This is a genomic window from Bacillota bacterium (genome assembly GCA_012842395.1).
Classification (GTDB): domain Bacteria; phylum Bacillota; class SHA-98; order UBA4971; family UBA4971; genus UBA6256.
Genome location: DUSX01000032.1, coordinates 14,895 through 39,443, shown reverse-complemented (window position 1 = coordinate 39,443; position 24,549 = coordinate 14,895). Strand labels below are relative to the sequence as shown.

At 63.1% G+C, this 24,549-nt stretch carries 23 protein-coding genes; all 23 read right to left on the bottom strand.

Going from position 1 to position 24,549, the window contains the following annotated elements; translation table 11 throughout:
- On the bottom strand, positions 1-75 hold a 75-nt coding region (locus GX515_09705), incomplete at its 3' end, for a stage III sporulation protein D (GenBank protein ID HHY33270.1).
- A 156-nt stretch (positions 76-231) separates the two neighbouring features.
- A complete protein-coding gene (locus GX515_09700; protein HHY33269.1) occupies positions 232-1,194 on the bottom strand; it encodes a peptidoglycan DD-metalloendopeptidase family protein in 963 nt (320 codons plus the stop codon).
- A 525-nt stretch (positions 1,195-1,719) separates the two neighbouring features.
- Positions 1,720-2,748 carry a stage II sporulation protein D gene (gene spoIID, locus GX515_09695; GenBank protein ID HHY33268.1) on the bottom strand — a complete coding sequence of 343 codons (1,029 nt, stop codon included), beginning with the start codon at positions 2,746-2,748 and terminating at the stop codon, positions 1,720-1,722.
- A gap of 114 nt (positions 2,749-2,862) precedes the next feature.
- Positions 2,863-4,161 carry a UDP-N-acetylglucosamine 1-carboxyvinyltransferase gene (gene murA / locus GX515_09690; GenBank protein ID HHY33267.1) on the bottom strand — a complete coding sequence of 433 codons (1,299 nt, stop codon included), beginning with the start codon at positions 4,159-4,161 and terminating at the stop codon, positions 2,863-2,865.
- 180 nt (positions 4,162-4,341) lie between these two features.
- Positions 4,342-5,493, bottom strand: coding sequence for a UDP-N-acetylglucosamine 2-epimerase (non-hydrolyzing) (gene wecB / locus GX515_09685; protein HHY33266.1), 1,152 nt, complete (start codon positions 5,491-5,493; stop codon positions 4,342-4,344).
- Between the two features lie 80 nt (positions 5,494-5,573).
- On the bottom strand, positions 5,574-6,641 hold the full coding sequence (locus GX515_09680; protein HHY33265.1) for an undecaprenyl/decaprenyl-phosphate alpha-N-acetylglucosaminyl 1-phosphate transferase: 1,068 nt from the start codon (positions 6,639-6,641) through the stop codon (positions 5,574-5,576).
- A 176-nt stretch (positions 6,642-6,817) separates the two neighbouring features.
- Positions 6,818-7,282 (bottom strand): cytidine deaminase, encoded by a 465-nt coding sequence (locus GX515_09675; GenBank protein ID HHY33264.1) that lies wholly within the window; start codon positions 7,280-7,282, stop codon positions 6,818-6,820.
- Positions 7,283-7,458: 176 nt separating this feature from the next.
- On the bottom strand, positions 7,459-8,088 hold the full coding sequence (gene upp / locus GX515_09670; GenBank protein ID HHY33263.1) for a uracil phosphoribosyltransferase: 630 nt from the start codon (positions 8,086-8,088) through the stop codon (positions 7,459-7,461).
- 2 nt (positions 8,089-8,090) lie between these two features.
- Positions 8,091-8,540 (bottom strand): ribose 5-phosphate isomerase B, encoded by a 450-nt coding sequence (gene rpiB / locus GX515_09665; protein HHY33262.1) that lies wholly within the window; start codon positions 8,538-8,540, stop codon positions 8,091-8,093.
- A 241-nt stretch (positions 8,541-8,781) separates the two neighbouring features.
- Complete coding sequence (locus tag GX515_09660) at positions 8,782-9,303, bottom strand: low molecular weight protein arginine phosphatase (protein HHY33261.1); 522 nt, start codon at positions 9,301-9,303, stop codon at positions 8,782-8,784.
- Positions 9,304-9,516: 213 nt separating this feature from the next.
- Entirely contained in the window at positions 9,517-10,581 is a 1,065-nt protein-coding gene (locus tag GX515_09655; protein HHY33260.1) for a threonylcarbamoyl-AMP synthase, read from the bottom strand.
- Between the two features lie 96 nt (positions 10,582-10,677).
- The gene (prmC, locus tag GX515_09650) at positions 10,678-11,568 is read right to left on the bottom strand and encodes a peptide chain release factor N(5)-glutamine methyltransferase (protein ID HHY33259.1); all 891 of its coding nucleotides are present in this window, start codon (positions 11,566-11,568) and stop codon (positions 10,678-10,680) included.
- Positions 11,569-11,578: 10 nt separating this feature from the next.
- A complete protein-coding gene (prfA, locus tag GX515_09645; protein HHY33258.1) occupies positions 11,579-12,646 on the bottom strand; it encodes a peptide chain release factor 1 in 1,068 nt (355 codons plus the stop codon).
- Between the two features lie 162 nt (positions 12,647-12,808).
- Complete coding sequence (locus GX515_09640; protein ID HHY33257.1) at positions 12,809-13,636, bottom strand: DUF1385 domain-containing protein; 828 nt, start codon at positions 13,634-13,636, stop codon at positions 12,809-12,811.
- A 44-nt stretch (positions 13,637-13,680) separates the two neighbouring features.
- Entirely contained in the window at positions 13,681-14,445 is a 765-nt protein-coding gene (locus GX515_09635; protein HHY33256.1) for a thymidine kinase, read from the bottom strand.
- A complete protein-coding gene (gene rpmE / locus GX515_09630; protein HHY33255.1) occupies positions 14,349-14,549 on the bottom strand; it encodes a 50S ribosomal protein L31 in 201 nt (66 codons plus the stop codon). The genes GX515_09635 and rpmE overlap by 97 nt, the downstream gene beginning before the upstream one ends.
- An 83-nt stretch (positions 14,550-14,632) precedes the next feature.
- Complete coding sequence (locus GX515_09625; GenBank protein HHY33254.1) at positions 14,633-15,481, bottom strand: ABC transporter permease; 849 nt, start codon at positions 15,479-15,481, stop codon at positions 14,633-14,635.
- A gap of 1 nt (position 15,482) precedes the next feature.
- Positions 15,483-16,538 (bottom strand): ABC transporter ATP-binding protein, encoded by a 1,056-nt coding sequence (locus tag GX515_09620; protein ID HHY33253.1) that lies wholly within the window; start codon positions 16,536-16,538, stop codon positions 15,483-15,485.
- A 444-nt stretch (positions 16,539-16,982) separates the two neighbouring features.
- Positions 16,983-18,389, bottom strand: coding sequence for an NAD(P)/FAD-dependent oxidoreductase (locus tag GX515_09615; GenBank protein HHY33252.1), 1,407 nt, complete (start codon positions 18,387-18,389; stop codon positions 16,983-16,985).
- A 238-nt stretch (positions 18,390-18,627) separates the two neighbouring features.
- On the bottom strand, positions 18,628-20,352 hold the full coding sequence (locus GX515_09610; GenBank protein ID HHY33251.1) for a tetratricopeptide repeat protein: 1,725 nt from the start codon (positions 20,350-20,352) through the stop codon (positions 18,628-18,630).
- A gap of 10 nt (positions 20,353-20,362) precedes the next feature.
- The gene (gene asnS / locus GX515_09605) at positions 20,363-21,655 is read right to left on the bottom strand and encodes an asparagine--tRNA ligase (protein ID HHY33250.1); all 1,293 of its coding nucleotides are present in this window, start codon (positions 21,653-21,655) and stop codon (positions 20,363-20,365) included.
- A gap of 310 nt (positions 21,656-21,965) precedes the next feature.
- Positions 21,966-22,781 carry a PEGA domain-containing protein gene (locus GX515_09600; GenBank protein ID HHY33249.1) on the bottom strand — a complete coding sequence of 272 codons (816 nt, stop codon included), beginning with the start codon at positions 22,779-22,781 and terminating at the stop codon, positions 21,966-21,968.
- A gap of 45 nt (positions 22,782-22,826) precedes the next feature.
- Positions 22,827-24,305 carry an IMP dehydrogenase gene (gene guaB, locus GX515_09595; protein HHY33248.1) on the bottom strand — a complete coding sequence of 493 codons (1,479 nt, stop codon included), beginning with the start codon at positions 24,303-24,305 and terminating at the stop codon, positions 22,827-22,829.
- Between the last annotated feature and the right edge of the window lie 244 nt (positions 24,306-24,549).

The following is a 24,549-nucleotide window of genomic DNA, read 5'->3' as shown; positions in this document are numbered from 1 at the left end:
CTGTCTGACCGTGGACTTGGTCTCGATGATGTGGCCAGCCACGTCCAGCACCCGACGCCGGATGTACTCTCTCATCTCGACTGCCCCCCTGCCCCCGGTTTAATACAATGTATATTCGGGGAGCAGCGAGATATGTCAGGCCCTGCCGGGGCGGGGCTTCAAGCTTCGCCTTAAGGGGGGTGCGAAACCCTGGCTGGGCCCTTACGTGAGCCTTGCCTTACTTACTGACATCTACAGGAATTCCCTGGGATCCTCCGCCTTTCCTCCGCGAATCACCTCGAAGTGTAGGTAGCACCCGGACGTGACGCCAGACGATCCGGCCCTACCGATGGATTGTCCCTGGGCCACTTGATCGCCCGGGGCCACCGAGCTCGACTGAAGGTGCCCGTACTTCGTGCGGAGCCCGCCCTGGTGTTCGAGGACGACGTAAAGGCCTAGTTGCCTGTCGTTATCCACCTCCACGACCTTTCCAGAAAGCGCCGCCCTCACTGGAATCCCCTCCGAGGCCGCGATGTCGATCCCGGTATGATAGCGCCAATCGGCGAAGACTGGGTGCCTCCTCCACCCGAACTCAGAGATCACGCGTCCTTGCACGGGCATGAGCACCTTTTCGCGTGCTGTCTGCGTCCCCGCTGACCCGGCCCGGGTTTCAGCGCTACCGCTGCCCGGTACAGCTCCGCCCCCGGTCGCGCCGTGTGACGTCGTCGTGCCGCTAGCTGACGGACGAGGTCCCACCAAACCGGACGTGTCATCCACGTTGGTGGGGACGGCCGCTGTCACTGGCGTTGCCTCCCTGCCGACCGAGCTCGAGCCCGTCTGTCCCCGGCCCTCTTCCGCGTCCGTCTGGTCGCCGGTTTCCCCGCCTGAGCTGGCGTCGTCGCTACCGGCTGGTGACGAGCGCCTCACCTCGGTCGCCGCCGCCCCCGTTGGCGGAGTCTGAGCATCCACGGGCGCAGCTTTGCCTTCCGTGGTCTCCGGTTGAGGAGCCTCGGCCACGGTCGTTCCCGCGTCCCCGGATTTCAGCGGCTCGATGGTGACGTAGCCGCGCTGGAGAGGCGCCGCGGGAGACATGTTGAGCCGTCCAAGCGCGAACCCGAGCCCGAAGGCGAAGCCCCCCGCCGCCACCACCATCGCGATGTTTCGGGGCGGCATCGCCCTCGACAGGCTGCTCCACGCGTTCGCCACACCACGCACGCATGTTCGAGCTCCGTGCTGAACGAGGCGCATAAGGCGCGCCCGGCTTCCTTCCGAAGATAGCTGTCTCTTCCTTCTCCCCATCTTTCCCTCCATACCATCACCCCAGCGATATTCTCCCCACTTGTTTCCTGGTTATGCAGGCCTATGCAGACCCTGAAAGAGGGTGATAGGGAGTTGGGCAGGCATTCGGCCTTGCCTTCCAGGCGCGACGCGCTTACGGCGCGCCTCGTCCGAATTCGGTGCATAGGCTGGCCAAATCCTCGGCGGCCAATCGTGCAAGCACCGTCAACCCTGGCGTCCTCAAAAAGCCCTCGAGGAAAGTGACGAAAACGCGCAGCACCATACCGAGACGAGCTTGGCTTCGGACGGGCTACGTGTGGGAAGAAAGGCAAAGCGCGCGCCAAAGCGCGCGCGAGCCCGAGCCCCCGGCATGGTGAAGCACTCCCGTGCGGAGGACCTCCTCGAGTGCAACCAGTAGCCTGGGAACCGCCAAGAAGGGAATAGCGGGATCTCATTCCTGGGTCAGCGGGATTCTATTCCTGCAAGCGTTGTGACTTCGGTGCCCGTATAGTAGTGCTTGAGGATATCTACGTAGGTCTTGCCGGCTTGGGCCATGGCCTGGGCCCCGTACTGCGACATCCCGACGCCGTGACCGTAGCCGGTGGTGGTGAAGGAGACCTTATCCCCAGTCATCTGGTAGGTCAGCTTGGTGGAGCGCAGCCCGAGGGCCTCACGGAGCGAGAAACCGGAGAAGATCTTGTCGCCGATGCGGATCTCCTTAACCCTTCCTGTGGGCGAGGCGCTCAGTACCTCGATGGGCCGGTCCATCTTCTCCTCGGCGACCACTTGGACGTCCTTGCCCGCGACTTTGTATGTCCTCACCTTCTTCTGCGTCAGCTTGACTCCGAGTTTCTTCTCAAGCTCGTCGACGGTGAACTCGACCCGCTCCTGGAAGCTCGGCTCCTTCGCCTCAAACTGCGTGGACACGGCCCGCAGGTAAGGGACGGCCGTCTGCCACACGTCCTCGGAGTTCTCGGTCGATCCACCCGAAGCGGCGTGGTAGTATGCCTCGATGGGCTTCCCCTGGTAGGTAACGACCTTCCCTGAGGTGGACTCGACCGCGCTCGCTATCTTGCGCACGTACGCGTAGTATTCGAGGTACCCGAGGCGCTTCCGCAGCTCGTCATCGGATACCCACGCCTGGCAATGCTGGCTGTCCGTGCACACGTCCGCGCCCGCGTGAGCCGTGCACCCAGGTCCTCCGAACTGTCTCATTCTCCTCACGGCGAACGTGCGCGCCGCGACCGCCTGCGCTTTCAGCGCCTCTAGCCCGAACGAGGCCGGCATCTCCGCGGCGACCACGCCTCTGACGTACTCGTCCAGGGGCATCTCCACCGTCTGCCCAGTGGAAACCATGAACACCCTGATGTTCGGTCCCGCGGCCCTTTCGCGGGGTGCGATTCCGAAGTCACACCCGCGCACCAGCACAGACGGCACAACGAGAACCACCAGAATGCAAAACCCGACGGAGAACACCACCGCCCTGTCCATCCAGCCTGCCCCCCGCCCAAAGGCAACCGCTTGTCTTACGCGGATTCCAGGCTATCCTTACGCGCCTCGGGGGCAGAATAGAACAACAACGGGCGGGGCGCCATCCCTAAGACCCTAGGACGCGCCGGTCCCTCCGGCGACCAGCGATCTCGGGGCACAAGTGCGTCTCTCTATAATCGCGCCCAGCGCACGCAGCTTGTGTTCAATGGCTTCGTACCCGCGGTCGATGTGCCCAACACCGAAGATCTCGGTCTCGCCTTGCGATGCGAGAGCCGCCACAACGAGAGCCGCCCCGGCCCGAAGGTCGGTGGCTTTCACCGGTGCTCCGGACAGGGCCTCCACACCCTCCACCACGGCAGAGCGACCGTCTATCTTGATCTTCGCTCCCATCCGGATGAGCTCATCAACGTGCATGAACCTGTTCTCAAACACGGTCTCGGTGATAACGCTCGTGCCTCTAGCCACAGAAAGAAGCGCCATGAATTGTGCCTGCAGGTCGGTAGGAAATCCCGGATACGGCATGGTCTTGATGTCAAGGGGTTTGATGTCCCGGGGCGCGCGCACGCGCAGGCTGGAGCCTTGGGTATCGATGACCGCGCCCGCCTCGCGCAACTTCGCTATGGCCGCCGCGAGGTGCTCGGGGACCACGTTGTCGACGATCACGTCCCCTCCGGTGATCGCCGCGGCGGTCATAAAAGTACCTGCTTCGATCCGGTCGGGTATGATCGCGTGGGTCGTTCCGTGCAGCTCGCGCACGCCCTCGATCTTGATCACTCCGGTTCCCGCACCCCTTACCTTCGCGCCCATGGCCGAGAGCAGGTTTGCGAGGTCCACGACCTCCGGCTCCTGCGCGGCGTTTTCAATGATGGTGACGCCGTCGGCCAGGACCGCCGCCATCATGGCGTTCTCGGTCGCACCCACGCTCGGGTAATCCAGATACACGCGGGCCCCTCGCAGCCCACGCGCGGGCGAGACAGCTTCGATGTAGCCGTTCCCAACTGCGAGCTCGGCGCCCATAGCCGCAAACGCCTTGAGGTGAAGGTTTATGGGTCTGGAACCAATGGCGCAACCGCCCGGCATAGGCATGCGCACTGCGCCGAACCGCGCGAGAAGCGGCCCCGCGACTAGAAACGAGGCCCTCATTCTCCTGACGAGGTCATAGGGAGCCTGAGCCGCCGCCGCGTGGGAGGTGCAGAGCCTCACTCGCCCCGAGGCGACGCTCACGGACACGCCGAGGCTCTCCAATAGCTCACACATGGTGTCCACATCATCCAGGGCCGGCACCCCCGAGACCGTGACCTCGTCGCTAGTGAGCAGCGCCGCTGCTATGGCTGGCAACGCCGCGTTCTTGGCGCCGCTCACGACAACCCGCCCCGAGAGCCTCACCCCTCCCCGGATGAGGATACTGTCCAAGCGGTTTCCTCCTCTCTGAAAAGCCCAGTGTCAGCCCGGGCAATCAGCCGCCGCGCGCTTGCGGGACCCCGCAATTGGCCTTTACGCAGCCACGTAGAGAGTGTATCACCGGCATCGGGGGGCTTCAACTGGAAACTTCAACCCGGCGAGCCAGTTCATGGTACCATATCGTGCCCAGTTTCACCCGCTGTAATCCTCTGGACGCTCGAGAGATAGGCCGAACCTCCACAGAAGGACTGCGAGGATGCGCTGCGATGCGCGGCCGTCGCCGTACGGGTTTCGGGCGCACGCCATCCTGGCGTAGGCTGCGGAGTCCTCTAGGAGCTCACTCGCCCTTTCCACGATTCGCTTGCGCTCCGTTCCGGCGAGGACGAGCGTGCCCGCGTCGAGCCCCTCAGGCCGCTCCGTCACGTCGCGCAGGACGATGACGGGCTTGTCCAGCGACGGTGCCTCCTCTTGCAGGCCGCCGGAGTCGGTCAGCACCATGTAGCATCGCTTCATCAGCGCAACCATGGTCTGATAGTCGACGGGGTCTATTAGGTGAACGCGAGGAATGCCTCGGAGGATCCCCATGACATCCGCCCTTACGAGCGGGTTCATGTGCACTGGGAAAACCACCTCTACGTCGGGATAGTCCTCCACGATGTCTTTCAGGGCGCGGCATATCTCCCGCATGGGTTCGCCCAGGTTCTCGCGGCGGTGCGCGGTCACCAACAGCACCTTCCGGTGGTCGAAGTCGATGGCGGCGAGCGCCGGGTCGCGGAACTCATAAGGCTGACCCGCCACATCCAGCAAGGCGTCGATCACAGTGTTGCCGGTCACGTGGATGGCCTCGGCCTCGACCCCCTCCGCCAGAAGGTTCCGCTTGTGGTTCTCCACAGGCGCGAAATGGATATCCGCGAGACACCCGGTAAGTCGCCTGTTCATTTCCTCCGGAAACGGAAAATACTTGTCGCGTGTCCTCAGCCCCGCCTCGACGTGCCCCACTTGCACGTGGTGATAGAAAGCGACCAGGCTCGCGACAAACGTCGTGGACGTGTCCCCGTGGACCAGAACGAGGTCGGGCCTTTCGTTCACCAGAGGCGCCTCAAGCCCGGCGAGCGCCCTCACCGCGATGTCGGTGAGCGACTGCCCCTCGCGCATGATATCGAGATCGTAGTCGGGCACGATGTTGAAGAGGCGCAACACTTGGTCGAGCATCTCCCGGTGCTGCGCCGTCACCACCACGACGCAGTCAATGGCATTGCAGTTCCGTAAGGCGCGCACCACAGGCGCCATCTTTATGGCCTCCGGCCGCGTTCCAAAGACCGCCATGACTTTCTTGCGGGGCATGAAGCACCCCCCTTGGGCCGATTGCTTGCGGACGCGCGGGTTCGTTCTTAGGTGTGTGAGCGTGCCGACGGGCAGGTTCTTCATGCCTGCCCATGGGGAACATGTGTGTGTGTTCCAGCGTTCGCCCGCGAATGTACCCCGCGGGCCCCTCTGGGCCGGCTCAGCCCCGCCATCGCAGCGCCTGCCACGATCGCAAGGACCAGGTACAACGTGGCCGTGGCGTGAACACGCGCCATCAGAACGGCGCACGAAGCCAGCACGCCGCTGACGAGGTAGATCAATATCACCGCGCCCCGATGGGAAAACCCCTTGGCGAGCAGGCGGTGGTGGATGTGATCCTTATCAGCTTGATAGAACGGCGTTCCGTTGTGGACCCTCCGCGCGATGGCGAACGCGGTATCTATGATCGGCACACCCAGCGCGAACATGGGGATGGCGAGAGCGATGGTGGCCGCGCCTTTCAAGGCTCCTTCCACCGAGATCACCGCGATGGCAAACCCGAGGAACATGGCGCCGGCATCCCCCATGAATATCTTCGCGGGGTTGAAGTTGAAGGGGAGAAATCCCACGGCGCAGCCGGCGAGGGCGACGGCGAGACTCGCCGCGAAAGCCTGACCTCGCGATGCGGCAACCGAGAACAGCGCAAACGCGGCTATCGAGGACACGCCGGCTGCCAAACCATCGAGACCATCCAGGAAGTTCACTACGTTCGTGAGAGCCAGGATCCAGAACAGCGTCACGGGAATGCCCCACCAGCCCAGGTATATCATGCCCGGACCGAACGGGTTCGTGACGAACTCGATGCGGACGCCGAGCCACACCGCGGCCACTGCCGCGGCGAGTTGCCCGAGGAACTTCGGCAACGCCGGGAGCTCGCGGACGTCGTCGCGTACCCCGACCGCGAAGACAATGGCCCCGCCCACCAAAAGACCCAGCATATCATGGCCGAGGCCCACCCGGTGGAGGATCACCGTCAAGAACCCGGCGAAGATCGCCGCCCCGCCGAGCACCGGCATGGGCCGCGTGTGGACCGTCCGCGAGTTCGGCATGTACACCAGGCCGGCGCGCAAGGCGCCCGCGCGCACGATCGGCGTCAAGACGAGGGTAATGGCGAAGGCCTCCGCGAAGACGAGGACATAAGGGGACATACCGGTTTCGCACTTCCTCTCCGACAGAACCAGGAGCGACGCCCAAATGGCGTAAGCGCTCCGGACGCCGGGACCGCACCTGAGCAAGACAAACTCAGTAGATTCCCAGCTTAGGACCCAATCAAGCTCATTGTAACCGCGGCTTCAAACCCGCGTCAAGGTACACCCGTACAAAATCAAACGAAACGCCTTACTTTGATCCCGGCCTCCCCAAGGATGCCCGAGGCCAGATCATCTGGGTATTCCCCAGCGTATACGATCTCCGTAACGCCCGCGTTTACGAGCATCTTGGCGCACAGGACGCACGGGTGGTTTGTACAGTATATGGTTGCGCCTCTGATGCTTATGCCGTGCAACGCTGCCTGCACGATCACGTTCTGCTCCGCATGTAAACCACGACAGAGTTCGTGCCTCTCGCCCGACGGAACATCCCGCTGGGCACGAAGGCACCCCACTTCAGCGCAATGCGCAAGCCCTGTGGGCGCGCCGTTGTAACCGGTCGCCAAGATCCGCCTGTCCCTCACGGCGATCGCTCCCACGTGGCGGCGAAGGCAGGTTGATCGGCTTGCCACGATCCGCGCGATCTCCATGAAGTACTCGTCCCAGGAAGGCCGCTCACGCGCCTCGTCGTTGAGTTCCACCCTCCATCCCCTCGCCCTTCCTCGCCCGGCCCTTCTGCAGCTTGGGCGCCAACCGGTCGGTCACGCGGCGACCGCTACAGCTCCCGCCCGCAGCCGCCGCCGATCGGCCGCGCGTGGCCGCCGCGGCCGGCGCGCTAACCCGCAGCCGCCGGCGGCCGCCGCCCGCAGGTGTCGCGTTACTTCGTGCCGAAGAGTCTGTCGCCAGCGTCGCCCAAGCCGGGCACTATATACCCGTGGGAGTTCAGACGTTCGTCTATCGCCGCAGTGAAGATGTCGACGTCGGGATGGTGTTCTTGTACCATCTTGATGCCCTCCGGCGCGGCGATGAGGACCACTAGTTTGATATTGGCGGCGCCCCGCTGCTTGAGGAACCTGATCGCTGCTGTGGCAGACCCGCCAGTCGCGAGCATCGGGTCGACCACTATCAGATCGCGCTCAGACACGTCCGGCGGGAGCTTGCAGTAATAGTCCACGGGCTTCAGTGTCTCCGGGTCACGGTAAATGCCGATGTGCCCGACCTTCGCGGCAGGTATCAGCCTCAACATTCCGTCCACCATGCCGAGGCCAGCTCTCAGGATCGCTATGATGCCGACCTTTTTCCCGGCAATGACCTTGGTTTTGGCCGGACCTATCGGCGTTTCCACCTCGGCGTCCTCGAGAGGGAAATCGCGGGTGACCTCGTAAGCCATGAGCGTCGAGACCTCGCTCACGAGGTCTCGAAAGTCTTTGGCGCCCGTGTTCTTGTCCCTGATGAACGTGAGCTTGTGTTGAATGAGAGGGTGATCGATGAGGTGGACTTTGGACATTCTCACTTCCCCTTTCCCGCTTCTCCCAGCGCGATCTTCTCCACGCGTCGAGCGTGCCGCCCGCCCGCGAAACTTGTTTCCAGGAAGACCCTCACGATGTCCCGTACATACTCGGGCCGGACGACCCTTGCACCGAGGGCCAGAATGTTCGCGTCATTGTGCTCGCGTGCGAGCCTCGCAGTCTCGGTGTCCCCCACGAGCGCGGCGCGCACCCCCGGCACCTTGTTCGCGACGATGGACATACCTATGCCTGTCCCGCATATGAGAATGCCCCTGTCGAACCGGCCGGACGCGACCTCCCTCGCCACCTTGTAACCTATGTCGGGGTAATCCACAGGGTCGGAGGACGGCGCGCCGAAGTCCTCGACCGCGTGCCCGAGGGATCTCACGAACTCCTTGAGGATCTCTTTCATCTCGAAGCCGGCATGGTCGCTGCCTATGGCAACTCTCACTGGTGCAGCACCTCCCTAGCTGGATGGCCAGAGGTTCGCGTTGCTTTTCAATCCCGAGGCCCTACCCCGGGCTGTCGGCCCTGCCCTCCAGGCACGGCTCGCCCGCGCCGTGACTTGTTCGAATTCGCCATGCGCTCTCACCGAACTCTCCACGGCCCGTCGTGCAAGCACCGGCAACCCCAGCATCTCCGGGGAAAGAGATGGAAACCCACGACACCGCACGTGGTCAGCGTAATAACTTCTACTCGTGTCCCGAGGGTTCCTTCGACCCCGTGCGGTTTTCCGCACACATTTCTCCGATCCGCTTCACCGAGCGCGCGACGGCCTTCTCGATGGCATCGGCTGCTGCCCGGTATACGCTCACCGATCCTCCGAACGGATCACGCGTGTCGGTGCCGAGTTCGCCCTCGAGGCCGGCAAACTCGTTGAGCGTGAAAACCTTCCCCTTCAACGAAGGATGCCTCTCGAGCAGGATCTGCTTGTGAGCGGCTGTCATGACGAGGACGAGGTCGGCGCCCTCCACCACGTCCTCGCTTAGCACACGCGCCCGATGGGACGAGATGTCGATGCCTCGCTCCATCATGACCGCCCGGGCGTTCTCAGAAGCCGGTTCGCCCTCGCTGGCGAAAAGGCCGGCTGACTCGACCGTCACGCCGCAAGCCCGCGCACCAAACTCATCCGCGAGGGCCTTGCGCAGCATTGCTTCGGCCATGGCACTCCTGCACGTGTTCCCGCTGCATACCACCACGATTCGCTTGGGCAGTGCCATTACCTGCCACCTCCCAGAGGTGTGTGCGTATCAGTCGGCCCGTCGCCGGCCTTGCACTCACGGGCGGCGCCCCAAGCGGAACATCTCGACGGAATCTGGTCCGCAAGGCCAGCGGCCGAATGCTGACGGCACCCATCGTGCGATCATCAGCAACCCCTCTCGAAAACCGCGAAGATTCCTGCACTCCCGCTGAGCGCCCGACTGGGCTCAAGCGTGGATGATGCGGCCGCCCGAGGCGCGGCGCAGCCTGTTCATGATGGCGAATCCCAGGCCCCTCTGGTCGAATCCCTCTGCGAACACCACGTCAACCCCGTCGGTGTCGAAGAGGCGTAACGTGGCGAAGAGGGCGGCCGCGACGGTCGCGAGGTCCGCCCGCGACCCTACTGCGCGAACTATGTCAGCCCGGCCGGCGTACATCTCCTCGGTCTCACGCGAGCACATCACGCCTACTCTATCGCCCGCAGCGCGGCGCATCTCGATTTCACGGAGGATGCGCCGGGCGACTGCGCCCGCATCGCCCTCCACGAGGATCACGGGGGTCTTTGGCGCGTAATGCGTGTATTTCATCCCGGGGGACCGCACCGGGCCGCTCGTCGGCGGCGCGACGGAATCCGCGGCCGCCACGTCCACGGCGTCAAGCACCTCACGCAGTTCTTCGACGGTGACTCCTCCGGGCCTCAGGACGGTCGGAGGGCTCGAGGTCATGTCCACAACAGTGGACTCCACGCCCACACTAGTGGGCCCACCGTCGAGGATCATCTCAATCCTCCCGGCGAGGTCGGCGATGACGTGGTCAGCTGACGTAGGGCTCGGCCGTCCTGACGCGTTGGCGCTCGGAGCAGCGATGGGAACGCCGGACTCTGCTATGAGAGTGAGAGCAATGGTGTTGTCGGGCATGCGTACTCCCACAGTCGCGAGGCCTGCCGACACCTCGTCGGGAACCTCCGGCCTCTTCGGGAGCACCAGCGTGAGGGGACCGGGCCAAAACCTTTCCATGAGCATCCTCGCAGAGTGCGGCACGCTCAGCACCACGCGGCGGGCATCCTCGGGAGCGGCGACGTGAAGTATGAGGGGATTGTCTTGCGGCCGGCCCTTAGCCTCGAATATCCTTGCGACAGCGCGGGCCGAAAGGCCGTCCGCGCCGAGTCCGTAGACGGTCTCAGTCGGGAACGCCACCAGGCCGCCCGCGCGAATCACCTCCGCGGCCCTCCGGATGGCCGCCATGTCCGGACGACCTGGGTCCAGCCGTATTATCTCTGTCCCCCCGATCATACGGGAACCGCGCGCTTCCACTTCTCAAGAAACGGCAACCACGTGAGCGAGGCACTATGGCCAGCCGTCTCGTCCTCCTTTCGAGATACCATCACATCATCGCTCGTTCCGCGCGTGGGCGCGGCCCGCCACCGCCACGACCACGCGTTCTGTTCCGGCGTAGTCGCGAACCACATCCACAGACGAGTACCCGAGCTCCTCCGCTGCAAAGCCTCTCACGAGGCCAGCCTGGTCATGGCCGACTTCGAGCGCAACGAACCCGCCGTCCGAAAGGTATCTTGGCGCGCCCTCGAGAATCGCGCGCGCGAAGTCGACGCCCTGTTCTCCCCCGGCGAGGGCCACGCGCGGTTCCTTCGCGACCTCCGGCGGAAGGCTCGCCATGGCTCTACGAGAGAGGTAAGGCGGGTTACTCACAATGGCGAACACCCTGCCCTCGAGACCTCGCCCCTCGAGGGGCGAGAGCAGATCGCCTTGCAGGAACTGGATCCTCTTCTCGACCCCGTGACGGCTGGCGTTCTCACGCGCCACGCGGAGCGCCTCGGGAGAGATGTCAACGGCGACGAGCGACACGTCACGAACGAACCATGCGATGCTCACCGCGATCGCCCCACTGCCGGTGCCGATGTCCGCAACGATCGTGGCACCTCCCTCACGTGCCCTGAGCCGTTCGATCACCGTTTCAACGAGCGTCTCCGTCTCGGGCCTAGGGATGAGCACGTTCTCGTCCACGACGAACTCAAGGGACATGAACTCTTTCCTGCCTGTTATGTAGGCCACAGGCAGCCTCGTGAGCCGCCGCTCCAGGGCTGCCTGGTATGCCGCGTATTCGTCAGGCTCGAGCCGCCTCTCTGGATGGGCGTACAGGACCTCGCGCCGCGTCCCGAGCACGTGCGCCAGCAAGACCTCCGCGTCCAGGCGCGGCGTGGGGATCCCGGCATCGGCCAGTCGCGTCGTGGCCACGCGCAGCGCGTCCCGAACCGTAACGATCCCGACAGGCCTAGCCAATCTTCTTCAACCTCTCGCTTTGGTCGACCGTGATGAGCCCGGTGATTATCTCGTCCAAGTCTCCCTCGAGGACCTGGCCGAGTTTGTAGAGAGTGAGGTCGATCCGGTGGTCCGTCACGCGGTTCTGCGGGAAATTGTACGTGCGGATCCGCTCGCTCCGTTCGCCGGTCCCAACCTGCATGCGCCTGGCCTCATCCATCTCAGCCTTCTGTTCTCGCTGAAGCTTGTCGAGAAGCCTGGCGCGAAGCACCCGCAGGGCCTTCTCCTTGTTTTTGAGCTGCGATTTTTCGTCCTGGCACGTGACGACCATTCCCGTGGGAATATGGGTCACCCTCACCGCCGAGTCGGTGGTGTTGACGCTCTGTCCGCCGTGCCCGGTGGACCGGTATACGTCGATGCGAAGGTCTTCGGGACGGATGTCCACCTCGACTTCCTCGGCTTCGGGCAAGACCGCCACGGTGGCCGTGGACGTGTGAATGCGCCCTCCAGCCTCGGTGGTCGGCACACGCTGGACCCTGTGAACGCCGCTCTCATATTTGAGTTTGCTGTACGCGCCGCGCCCCTGAACGGCGAATATGATCTCCTTGAACCCACCAAGGTCAGTCGGGTTCGAGCTCATGATCTCGATCTGCCAGCCCTGCTGCTCGGCGTAGCGGGCGTACATCCTGTAGAGGTCGGCAGCGAATAGAGCCGCCTCTTCACCGCCCGTGCCCGCGCGAATCTCCATTATGACATCCTTTTCGTCGTTGGGATCCTTCGGGAGAAGCAGGATCTTGAGTTCCCTCTCGAGCCGCGACTCCTCTGCTTTGAGCCTATCGAGCTCGGACCGGAGGAACTGTTCGAGCTCCGGGTCCGCACCCGACTTGAGCATCTCCCGTGCGTCGTTGATCTCGGCGCAGGTCTTCTTGTACTCTCTGTATTTCGTGACGATCTCCTCAAGGCTGGCGTGGGCTTTCGCCGACTTCTGGTATCTCTCCTGGTCGGCAACGACCGCCGGATCCGCGAGCGTAGCCTCGAGGTCCTCGTACCTTTGTTCGAGCGCGTCAAGCCTGTCCAACATCGATCTCACCCCCTCAACCCGACCGCGCGCGGGCGCGCCGCCGGACGAGCGGCATCCCCCGCCTCGAGCAATCGCGCGAAGCCGGGGCGTGGAGAGGTGCATGCCCGAATCTCGTCCCGGCAAACCACACCCTGCGTGACCACCCTTGACGCAGAGGCACGTCTAGACGCCGTCCGCTTCAAGCACCTCTTTCAGAGCGGCGATAGCCACCTCAAGCTGGGCGTCATCCGGCTCACGGGTCGTGAGCTTTTGGAGCCACAGCCCGGGCGTGATGGCAAGCTCGACGATGCGCGGTGGGTTGCGCCGCCCTGCGAGCCTCACCACCTCGTAGGATACCCCGGTGACCAGTGGCAGAAGCGCAAGACGCGTAGCGATCCGGAGGAGCAGGGACGTCCTTCCGAGCAGCGAGAACATGAGCACCATGATGACCATGACGATGAGCAGGAAGGCCGTGCCGCACCTCGGGTGTAGCGTGCTGTGGCGCCTGGCGTTCTCGACCACAAGCTCCTCTCCCGCCTCGAAGCTGTGGATGACCTTGTGCTCGGCACCGTGGTACTGGAATACCCGCTGAATATCTTGCAGCCGCGACACAGCGACAATGTAACCGAGGAACACGACCAGGCGGAACACGCCTTCGGCGAGGTTCACGGCGACCGTGGAACGGAGCCACTTTTGCAACAGGACGGCCACGAGGTTCGGCAGCACTATGAACAGAGCCACGAACACGGCGAGCGACACGAGGAGAGTGAGGGTGAGTTCCCATGGCTTCAGTTTCTCCTCCTCGCCCTCGCCCGCAGCCTGGTCAGCCGAGAACATGAGCGCGCGGATTCCTACGATCAGCGTTTCGATGAACGCCACCACCCCGCGCACGAAAGCAAGCCGGAGCGCGGGGTACTTCGCGGTAAGCGTCCCGATGGGCTGCCTTGTCACCGCGACCGTCAAGTCCGGGCATCTCACCGCTATCGCGATGGCCTTCCTGCCCCGCATCATCACGCCCTCGATGACCGCCTGGCCGCCATAAAAGAAGTCCCCGCTCAAATCGAAAGCGCCTCCTTACCAGGCACCACGTGGCACTTGCGACACCTGGCCTGATACGACTCCTTCGCCCCAACGAGTACTATGGGATCATCGAAGCGCGCGGGCATTCCGTTGATGATCCTTTGGCTCCGCGTCGCGGGTGCCCCGCACACCTCGCACACCGCATCCAGCTTGGTCACCTGGTCTGCGATGGCCATTATCTTGGCCATGTGGACGAACGCCTCGCCCCGGAAATCCGTGTCCAGCCCTGCCACGATGACGCGCACGCCGTTTGACGCGAGCGCATCGCACACCCCGACTATTGCCTCGTCAAAAAACTGGGCCTCATCTATGGCGACCACATCCACGGCCTCTCCGTGGGCGGTCGCCCGCAGCACCTCTGCGGCACCCTCCACGAGCACCGCGTCCATCCTGCCTCCGGAATGCGAGCTGACTTCGCGTGCGCTGTACCTGTCATCTATGGCCGGCTTGTAAACCTGCACTTCAAGCCCGGCGATCCTGGCCCGCTTCACGCGGCGTATGAGCTCCTCGGTCTTGCCGCTGAACATGGGACCAACTATGGCCTCGATCCGTCCGGGCGCTTCTCCCTTTCTCAACACGTTTCCCCTCTTCACAAAAACAGAGCCGCCTGGGCTCTGCTTTCGCTTCGAATGAGTTCCGTCTGTTACGACAGGCCGTGCCTCTTCTTGAACCGTTCCACCCGGCCGCCGGTATCGACTATCCTCTGCTTGCCGGTGAACATCGGATGGCACTTTGAGCATATCTCGACCCTAAGGTCCTTGCGGGTCGACCCGACCTCGAACTTCTCGCCACACGCGCAAGTGACGGTGGTTATGAAGTACTCAGGATGAATCCCCTTCTTCAACTCGCTCACCTCCCGGACACGCTGCCGCCGCGTCAACGCTCAACGGCCTGATTATAGCACAAACGACCCTCCTCATCAATGTATCAACCGCTTCTCTTGAGTTTCCCCGTGCGCATCGCGTGAAGCTCGCCCAAGTCAAATACCTTGAGGCCCAGCGGGATCAAGACCACTCCGATGACAAGGAGAAGTATGAGGTCACCACCGATGTCTCGAATCGAGGCATTCTCAAGCAGGGCCGCACGCGCGGCTCGGAGCGTGTATGTGGCGGGCGAAAGCCGGGAAAGCGGCCGGAGCCATGTAGGCAAGACGTCCACTTCGTAGTACACGCCCGACACGAGTAGGATCGCCGCCTCCAGGATGTGCGCCGCCTGCGAGCCTCGCTCCGGGGACAATAACGGCAAGACCGCAGCCATCAGCCCGACGCCGATGAACGAGAGGCTGGACAGTATGAGCACGGCGAGCGCGGCGCCCAGGTTAGCACTGGCAAGGTCCAACTTGAACAGGGCCGCAACCGCGATCATGACCACGACGGTCCTCACGGCTCCGTACGTCGCAGCGTACAGGCACACCCCACCGAGATACGATAGCCTTTTCATTGGCGCCATGAACGAGTATTCGATGGTTCCTTCCCAGCGCTCCCATTGCACCGACTCCGCGACCTCGTGAAAAAGCACGGACAGAAATCCCCAAAGAAGCGCACCGACGACGAGGTAGAGCACCCTGTCGCCGCCCATGGCTGCGCCTGCGCCTCCCCCGGCACCCCCGCCGGTGGCCGCCCCGGCGGGGTTCACGCCGATGAACGCAATCGTAAGAGTGTTCACCACCGTATATATGAGAAACACGATCTCCCAGCCTATGTATCGCTTGATGAGGTTGAAGTTCCGCTCCACTAGAGCGTAGCTCCTCCTCAGCTCTCTTGCGAGTTCAACCACGCTAATCCGCCTCCTCGGGATGCGACTCCTTCAGCGCTTTCCCAGTAAGCGCGAAGAACACGTCCTCCAAAGTCACCGTCTCCCCGTTCGTAGCGAGGCTCTCTTTGAGATGGCCGGGCGTATCCAAGGCCACGAACCTGCCCTGGTCGATGATCGCCACCCTGTCGCACAACCTGTCAGCCTCCTGCATGTCGTGGGTGGTCAGGATGACCGTCGTGTCATGGGAGTCCCTTACCTCAAGGACGTAATCCTGCACCTCGCGTTTGGACACCGGGTCGAGCCCGGTCGTCGGCTCGTCGAGCAGCAGAAGCACAGGGGACGTCAGCAACGCCCTTGCCACGGCGACCTTCTGCTGCATGCCGCGGGATAGGTCCTCGAGCGGCTCGTACGCCTTGCTCTCGCTGAAACCCAGGCGGGTCAAGATATCGATGGCTTTTCGGCGCGCCCAGCGGATGTCGACGTCGTAGAGACGCGCGGCGTAGCTGAGATTCTCCATGGCCGACAGCTTCTTGAAGAAGGCAGCCTCCACGGACACGCGGTTTATCAAGCGTCTCACCGCGAAACGTTCCTTTACCACGTCGTGGCCGAACACCCTGATCTCGCCCTCGTCAGGCAGGAGCAACGTGGAGATGAGCCTGATGAGCGTGGATTTGCCCGAGCCGTTGGGCCCTAGGATGCCAAATATCTCGCCGCGCTTTACGCTGAACGTCACGCCCGATACAGCCTCTACTCTCACGCTCCTTGGAAAGAGCGCGGCGACCGCCCTCTGCACTGCCAGCCTTGGCCGCTCCCTCCCGTTCACGCCCGCGGGCTGACCGGTCCCACAGACCTCACCCGTTCCAGCTTCCCCGGCCCGAATGCCAGGCCCTTTCCTCGCCACGTTGGGTTGCACGACCGCCTCCCCGCCGGTATGCCTCTCCGTTGCCGGGGTTGGCTGGGCCTCGGCCTGGCACGTGCTGGATGGTCTTGTCTTGGCCGTCTTGGGCGCCGTCTCTTTCCTCACATAGAACGCCTTCCGCGCGCCGATGCACTCAAGTGCTGTCTCTCGCTCCTGCATCCTCTCCAAACCTCGCCTTCAAACCCTGGCGCTGCAAAGCCAGAGTGGAGAAATCCATTCGCTAGCAGAAAACCAAAAAGGAGAGCCGGGTCCTCCCACGACTCTCCTGAAGCGAACGCCACGGCCTACGTGGCGCCAAATAGAAAGGGTCGTGGGCACTCGTGCGGCCCACGACCCTGCCATTATCTACCAGCTACAGGACAGGGTCAGGCCGCGCACGAACGGAACCGCCATTAGAACGCGCGCTGACGAGCGCGCGGCGTGCGGCAACACCGGCAAGCCGTACCTTGACGATGCATGGCACTCTGCTGATCATCCGCGCAGCCTCCCTTCTCCTCTCACTGTAAATACTCCCCCTGGCCCACGTAAGCATTCCCACTATTGCCAACTTTGAGTATAGCTTATGTGCCATCCGCCGTCAACAACGACTTTGGGCCTTCCGAGTCAGCGCTTTCCGAGCCGGCTAAGGATCTCCCGGGCCGCCACGACGCCTGAAGCGGACGCCTGCATGAGCCCCCTTGTGATGCCGGCGCCGTCGCCGATAGCGAAGAGGTTCTTCACCTGCGTCTCGAGGGAGCTGGTCACCGACAGGCGGGACGAATAGAACTTGACCTCGACCCCGTACAGCAGGGTGTTGCGCCCATAGACGCCCGGCGCCACAGCGTCGAGCGCCTTGAGCATTTCTATGATGCTTACGAGATGCCTGTATGGAAACACCAAGCTCAGGTCGCCCGGAGTGGCGTCCTCCAGCGTGGGCACGACCGTGCCCTTGGAGAGCCTCTCCTTGGTAGACCGGCGGCCCGTGATCAGGTCGCCCAGCCTCTGGACGATCACCCCTCCGCCGAGGAGGTTTGCGAGACCAGCCACGTATTTGCCGTACGCTATGGGGTCCTTGAACGGCTCGGTGAAGGTCTTGCTCACAAGAAGCGCGAAATTGGTGTTCTCCGTCTTCTTCTCAAAATGAGTGTGACCATTGACCGTGATCAGCCCGTCCGAGCTCTCGGTGACAACCTCGCCGTAAGGACACATGCAGAAGGTGCGCACCTTATCGTCAAAGGAACGCGAGTGATAGATGAGCTTTGACTCGTACGCCACGTTCGTGAGAGGCTCCGCCACCACGGCCGGCAGCTCCACACGCACGCCGATGTCCACAGGATTGATGGCCATTGAGAGCCCAAGCCTGCGCGCCTCCTGGACGAGCCACTCGGCACCGTCCCTCCCAGGGGCCACGATGACGTAGTCCCCTAAGATGGTGCGGCCCTTGGACGTCTCAACCCCGACAACCTTGCCGTCTTGCGCCAAGATCCTAGTTGCGCTCTCGCGAAGCGCTATCTCGGCATATCGGGCGAGGTGCTTCTTCATGCCGTCCAGTATATCCTTGGTCTTGCCCGTGCCCAGGTGCCTGATCTTCGCGGGAATGAACTTCAGCTCCGCCATGAGGGCTTTCCGCTCGAGCTCGTGAAGCGCCTCCTCGTCGCCCCCGTAAACCTTGGTGGGGGCCCCGAACCCGAGGTAGATTCCGTCCACGTATTCGATGAGCTCCTTGAGCTTCTGATCGCTCACGTATACGTCGAGCATTCCCCCGACCTTCGTTGACAGGGTGAGTTTCCCGTCGCTGAACGCGCCGGCACCGCCCCACCCCGACACGATACTGCACGGCCGACACCGACGACACGCGGTCTTGCCCTCGTTGGAGGGACAGACCCTGGCATCCAGGTCTGAGCCCTTCTCGGTGATGATAATCTTGATCCGGCCGCTTGTCGCCTCCACGAGCTCGAGCGCGGAGAAGATGCCCGCCGGGCCCGCGCCCACGATTATGACGTCGTAGCGATCAGGTTTCGTTTCGCCCATCGCGCTTTGAACCTCTCCTTCGTTTGAGCCAGCCTGGCGCTCCTTTCCGGGAGCACCCTCGGCCCCGACCTAACTCGGCACATCGCCACAAGTCCGCGCTGCTTCCCAGCGCGCAAGTCTTGTCCAGGGTTGCCGGTGTGGCCCTCCAACTAACCTTGTCAACTCCGCCCCCGCCGGGGCTCAGGCGAGAGAAAGAGCCGGAACCCACGTCATGCTCGGGACCGTGGACCATGCACGCTCACGACCCAGCATTCGCCGCTTTTGTGGAGAACTCGAGCACCCGGGAGACGGCGACGTTCCCCGCCGCGTCTCGAGACAGAACCCTGAACCTATACTTGGTCGAAGGCTTCAAGCCATCCAACTTGATATGGTGAAGCATAGTCATGTCCTTGTCTCGCACCGTGGTCGACTTCCGCCCCGCATCCTGGTCCTCGGCGTACTCGACCGCGGAATCCGAATCCTCATCGGTCGTCCACGCGATGTCAGCCGTTGTCGCGCCGAGGGCGGCCACGCGAACCCACAACAGGCCCGGGGGACGCGTATCTAGCACGATCCGGGCCGAGACTGGCGCGGACACGTTCCCCGCTCTGTCCTGGAACCGAGCGTACACCCTCTTGACACCGTCGCCCGGCGGAACGTCCCAGTCCTTCGTGAGCTGGTACATGGTCCACGCACTCCACGTGGCACCGTCGTTGCTCATGGACACGTTGAGCACGCCGCTCGTGCGGTCATTCGCCTGTAACCGCAAGCTAACCCGTGTCTCGTTGGTGAAGCGCGCCCCGCTGTTTATCTCAAGCGAGCCCCAAGGCGGCTCTCGGTCCAGCACGATGGAAGCCTCCGCCACGCACGCGCCCTGCGCGGCCATCCCTGCTCCGCCGCCGCTCGTGCCGCCACCAGGCGCAGAAGTGCCGGCAGCGTAATAGACCGCTTTGATGACGGTCTTCCCGTCCTTAACCTCGCCGCGCGGGCACCACTCTATGACCGCGGACCTCCAGTCATGCCACCTGAACGGCTCGTCGCCCACGGCAAGGAAGAACCCCCGCAAAGGAACGGCCGGGTCCACGCCTAGCATGAGTCTCACCTGCGACGTCGTGGCATACGAAGCTCCCCCGTTTATGAGCAGCACACCGCTCAAGAGCGCAGGCGCGCCGTTCATGTCCGCTTCACTGCTGGGACTTCCCGCGGAATCCGCGGCGCCCATGACATCTCCCGCGACCCCGTCCTCGTCACCCTCGGCCAGTGGTAGTGCCGCAGCGGCAGCCCCGCCCGGGCGCCCCCCGAGGGCGAGGGCCGCCTTCTGAAGCGCCTCTCTGACGCTTCCGAAGTGTATGGGCACGCCGAACGAAAGCTTCTCTAGGTAGGCCGAGGCCACCGGGTCCTGCGGGAAGGCCTCCAGCGCGCGGGAGAACATCTCCGCCGCCCCGACCGTGTCGTTTGCCTCGAACTTTGCTATGCCGAGAAGCGTGTACGCAACATCGAGATCCTCCGGCCCCGTTGCGACCTCGAGCGCAGCCTCGAACTCGCAGCAGGCATCCTCCACCTTTCCCAGGTCCAGCAGCGCCTGCCCTGCGCCGACCCTTGCGCGGAACTGTTCGCGAGCGTCGGCGGCGTGCTGCAGGCTCTGACGGAATGCGGCCAAAGCCTCCTCCTCCCGGCCCATGCACCACGTCGCGTAGCCGAGGAGATCAAAGGCCTTTGCCACATCGGGCGCTTCGGGCGCGTCGGGGCTCTCCGCGATCGCGCGCGAGAGCGCGGCAGCGGCCTCCTCAAACATCCCGCGTTCAATGTATCCAATGCCGGCGGCCAGGTCGCCGTCGTTCCCCATGACAGCAACCGACCCTGTCCCAGCCATGGCCAGAGCCGGGGCCTGCGGCGACCCGGTCATAACCAGCGCCAGGAAAACGATGACGCACGCAGCCAGAGCTCGGACGCGCGAGGAGGGGACGTTTCCTGGGGCCCTCATGTCGTTCACCTCACGGGTAGATCCTATTAAGAAGCCTCGGGAAGGGAATTGTCTCGCGCACGTGGTCGAGGCCGCAGATCCAGGCCACGGTCCGCTCCACGCCGAGACCGAATCCCGAGTGCGGCACCGAGCCGTACCGGCGGAGGTCCATATACCATTTGTACGCTTCCGCCGGAAGCTTGTGTTCCTCGATGCGCTGCGCAAGAAGGCCAGCATCGTCTATCCTCTGCCCGCCCCCTATTATCTCGCCGTACCCCTCGGGCGCGAGAAGGTCGGCCGACAAGCACACGTCGGGCCGGCCCGGGTCGGGTTTCATGTAGAAGGCCTTACAGGCCGTGGGGTATCTATGGACGAACACTGGGCGGTCGAACTGCTCCGCTAGGACGGTCTCATCGCCGCCGCCGAAGTCGTTGCCCCACTCGAACTCTACCCCGTGCTTGCGCAAGATGTCGCAAGCCTCGTCATACGTGATCCGCGGGAAAGGCGGCTCCACCTTCTCCAGCTTCGAAGTGTCGCGCTCGAGCGTGGCGAGGTCCCTCGCCCTTCTTTGAAGCACGCGCTGCACCACGTAGCTCACGAGTTCCTCTTGGAGCCTCATGTTGCCATCCAGATCAACCCAGGCCATCTCGGGCTCAACCATCCAGAATTCGGTGAGGTGCCTTCTGGTCTTGGACTTCTCGGCCCGGAAGGTCGGCCCGAAGCAGTACACCTTGCCGAGGGCCATGGCGGCGGCCTCCATGTAGAGCTGGCCGCTCTGTGTGAGATACGCCTTGGTGTCGAAGTAATCAGTCTCGAAGAGCGTGGTCGTGCCCTCGCACGCCGATGGCGTGAGGATCGGCGCGTCTACAAGGACGAACTCGCGCTCGTCGAGGAAATCGCGGATCGCCTTGACCACCTCGTTCCTCACCCGCATGATGGCGACCTGCCTCGGGGTGCGGAGCCACAGGTGCCTGTGATCCATCAGGAAGTCGACACCGTGTTCCTTGAGCGATATGGGATACTCCTCGGCAAGCGACACGACCTCGACGCCAGAGGCGGAGATCTCATACCCGCCCGGTGCCCTCCGGTCAGCCCTCACGGAGCCCCGCACCACGAGCGACGACTCCTGCGTGAGCCTGTCGGCCGCGGCGAAGTCCTCATCGGGCACCTGGCCTTTCACCACGACCACTTGGATGAAACCGGTTCCGTCCCGCACGATTAGAAACAGCACCGACCCGCTGGACCTCTTGTTATAGAGCCAGCCCCGGAGCTGTACCTCTTCGCCCTCGTGCTCACCGATATGCGCTATGTGCACGCTTTCCACTTGGTTTGACCCACCTCCGTTTGGCCTGCCTTCCGCCCCGACCTTGATTTGCGCTCCGCTCAGCCGCTCATATTATACCACCCCTGGAAGGCCCTTGCCACGCGCGGACATCGACAGCCCGGGCGGCACGGCCCGCCCGGGCTGTCCACTAAGTCCACCAAGTATCGAGTGTGTCGCCAGGAGACCGCTGGATCCCCCGCGCCATCCTATCTCGGCCCACCCAAAGCCGGCAAAGCCGTCGCCGGGACCGCGCAAGTCGGCAGTCACTGGGGACATCCAGCATCCTCCGCCAGAAGCTCGCGCCACTCACTCACTCAATGCGCCGCAGCGAGGTACTGACGTAATACGTCTGCTCGTGTTTCACCTCGAGCTTCCGCGTGAACGTGTAGTACCCGGAAAGGATGAGCGTAACCTCGTGGCTTCCAAGAGGCACCCTCTGCAGCAACACGGGGGTCTTTCCCTTTTCTACACCGTCAAAGAACACCCTCGCCCCTGAGGGGTAACTCGATACATGCACCGCGCCGTACTGCTGCACCGGCGGCTGCGGAACCGGCTGAGGCACCGGCGTGGGCTCCGGCGGGATCGGCGGATAGCTCCCGCCCACATAGAAGTATGTATACCCGCTCACCCACGCCTTCTGCGGCACGATCTGTATCTTGGCCTGGATGTTGCCGATCACGATGTTCGCCTGGCCCTGGATGTAGACGCGCCCCGATTGGGCGGATTCCTCGAGGTCGCTGAGCGGCAGCTTCTGGGTGGAAGCGAACACGATCAGGTACTCCGTTCCTGAGGGCGGCTCGACCGTGCCCGACAGGGTGTAGGTCCTGTTTGCTTGAACCCATGTATCCCGCACGAGCCACCTCAGTTGCCCGGAGGCAAGGATGTCCAACACATAGACATAGCTCGCCCGGTTTGCCCTATAGTAAACGCTAATGGGATCCCCAGGGTAATACGTAGACCCTTGGCCCCTGTCGACCCAGATCTCCGCCTTGAAGTCAGGGCTCGGGTTAGGATTGATGAGGAGCTTCACAGGCGGCTCCTCCGCCAACGCCCCCATCTGCGGCAGCACAGAGACCGCCACCAGCACCAAACCCAGGATCACCCATTTCAATCGCCTCATTCGCACTGGTCACACTCCTTTCATTTTCAACGAAAGCGGAACATCGCGTCGTTACATTTCCTCCACATCTGTATCGGTCAGGCTGTAATTGGGCGCCTCGCGCGTTATCACGATATCGTGCGGGTGGCTTTCACGCAAGCCAGCTCCTGTCATCCTGATGAACCTCGTGTTCCTCTGAAGCTCGGCGATATTGCGCGCGCCACAGTAACCCATCCCCGCGCGGAGCCCGCCCACGAGCTGGTATACCGTGTCTGCGAGCGCACCCTTGTACGGGACCCGACCCTCGATGCCTTCCGGCACCAACTTGTGCGTAGTGTCCTGGAAATACCTGTCGCTGGACCCTTCCTTCATAGCCTCCACGGACCCCATCCCACGGTAGACCTTGAAACTCCGTCCTTTGTAGATGACGCGCTCTCCGGGGCTTTCCTCGGTGCCCGCGAAAAGCCGGCCGATCATCACCACGTCCGCGCCTGCAGCAATGGCCTTCGTGATGTCCCCTGAGTACTTGATGCCTCCGTCGGCTATCACTGGGATACCATGATCCCTCGCTACGCGCGCGCACTCGAAGATCGCCGTGACCTGAGGCACCCCGATCCCCGCGACCACCCTCGTAGTGCAGATGGACCCCGGGCCGATGCCAACCTTGATCGCGTCTGCCCCTGCCTCAATGAGCGCCCTGGCACCCTCGGCCGTCCCCACGTTGCCCGCGGCCACATCCACGTTCTTGAAGTTCGCCTTGAGCGCCTTGACCGTTTCCAGAACAAGGCGGGAATGTCCGTGCGCCGTATCCACCACAAGGAGGTCAACGCCCGCATCCACGAGAGCCCCCGCTCGCTCCAGCGCGCCCACGGTCCCCACGGCGGCCCCGACGCGAAGCCGGCCTCTCTCGTCCTTGGCGGCGTTCGGAAACTGCTTGGCCTTCAAGATGTCCTTTATAGTGATGAGGCCTTTGAGCATGAAGTTCTTGTCGACTATGGGAAGCTTCTCTATCTTGTGGCGTTGCAGGATGCTCTTGGCTTCTTCCAGAGTGGTGCCGACCGGCGCGGTTACCAGGTTCTCCTTGGTCATGACGTTCTCGATGGGCTGGTCGTAGTTGGTCTCGAACCGAAGGTCCCTGTTGGTGAGTATCCCCACAAGCTTGCCGTTCTTCGTGATGGGCACCCCGGAAATGTGGTAGCGCTCCATTATCGCGAGAGCATCCCGTATAAGGTTATGGGGCTCCAGGAAGATCGGGTCCACGATGATCCCGTGCTCCGACCGCTTTACCTTGTCCACCTCGCCCGCTTGGCGCTCGATTGACATGTTCTTGTGGATGACGCCGATGCCACCCTCGCGCGCCATCGCTATGGCGAGCCTCGCCTCGGTCACGGTGTCCATGGCGGCGCTCGCAAGCGGGATATTTAGGCGGATCCTCGCGGTCAGCCTCGTCGATACGTCCACCTCCCCCGGCATCACCTCGGAGTAGGCTGGCTCCAGAAGGACGTCATCGAACGTCAGAGCAACATGCCCGAACTTGTCATCGAAATCCATGGCGAAATTCCCCCCGGGCTTATATGTTGCTCCAATTGTAGCAAATCCTTCTCCCCAACTCAAGGACGGCCCTTCTCGGATGCCAGCCAAGATTCGGCTAATCTCCCCTGATGATTGTAACGTTGCCAAAGCCTCCAAGTTCCACAGTACCCGAAAACATTCCCCCAAGCCCATTTTGCCGCATCGCACTAGGAGCGCGGCCGAGTTGAGAAATGGCCTACTAAAAGGCCTGTTACCCGAGTCA

Coding starts and splice junctions, on each gene's coding strand:
- upp (HHY33263.1), bottom strand. CDS start 8,088: ATGTCCAAAGTCCACCTCATCGATCACCCTCTCATTCAACACAAGCTC.
- spoIID (HHY33268.1), bottom strand. CDS start 2,748: ATGGACAGGGCGGTGGTGTTCTCCGTCGGGTTTTGCATTCTGGTGGTT.
- GX515_09640 (HHY33257.1), bottom strand. CDS start 13,636: ATGATGCGGGGCAGGAAGGCCATCGCGATAGCGGTGAGATGCCCGGAC.
- prfA (HHY33258.1), bottom strand. CDS start 12,646: ATGTTGGACAGGCTTGACGCGCTCGAACAAAGGTACGAGGACCTCGAG.
- GX515_09635 (HHY33256.1), bottom strand. CDS start 14,445: ATGCTCAAAGTGCCATCCGATGTTCACCGGCAAGCAGAGGATAGTCGA.
- guaB (HHY33248.1), bottom strand. CDS start 24,305: ATGGATTTCGATGACAAGTTCGGGCATGTTGCTCTGACGTTCGATGAC.
- GX515_09615 (HHY33252.1), bottom strand. CDS start 18,389: ATGGGCGAAACGAAACCTGATCGCTACGACGTCATAATCGTGGGCGCG.
- GX515_09620 (HHY33253.1), bottom strand. CDS start 16,538: ATGCAGGAGCGAGAGACAGCACTTGAGTGCATCGGCGCGCGGAAGGCG.
- GX515_09680 (HHY33265.1), bottom strand. CDS start 6,641: ATGTCCCCTTATGTCCTCGTCTTCGCGGAGGCCTTCGCCATTACCCTC.
- GX515_09610 (HHY33251.1), bottom strand. CDS start 20,352: ATGAGGGCCCCAGGAAACGTCCCCTCCTCGCGCGTCCGAGCTCTGGCT.
- GX515_09655 (HHY33260.1), bottom strand. CDS start 10,581: ATGATCGGGGGGACAGAGATAATACGGCTGGACCCAGGTCGTCCGGAC.
- wecB (HHY33266.1), bottom strand. CDS start 5,493: ATGCCCCGCAAGAAAGTCATGGCGGTCTTTGGAACGCGGCCGGAGGCC.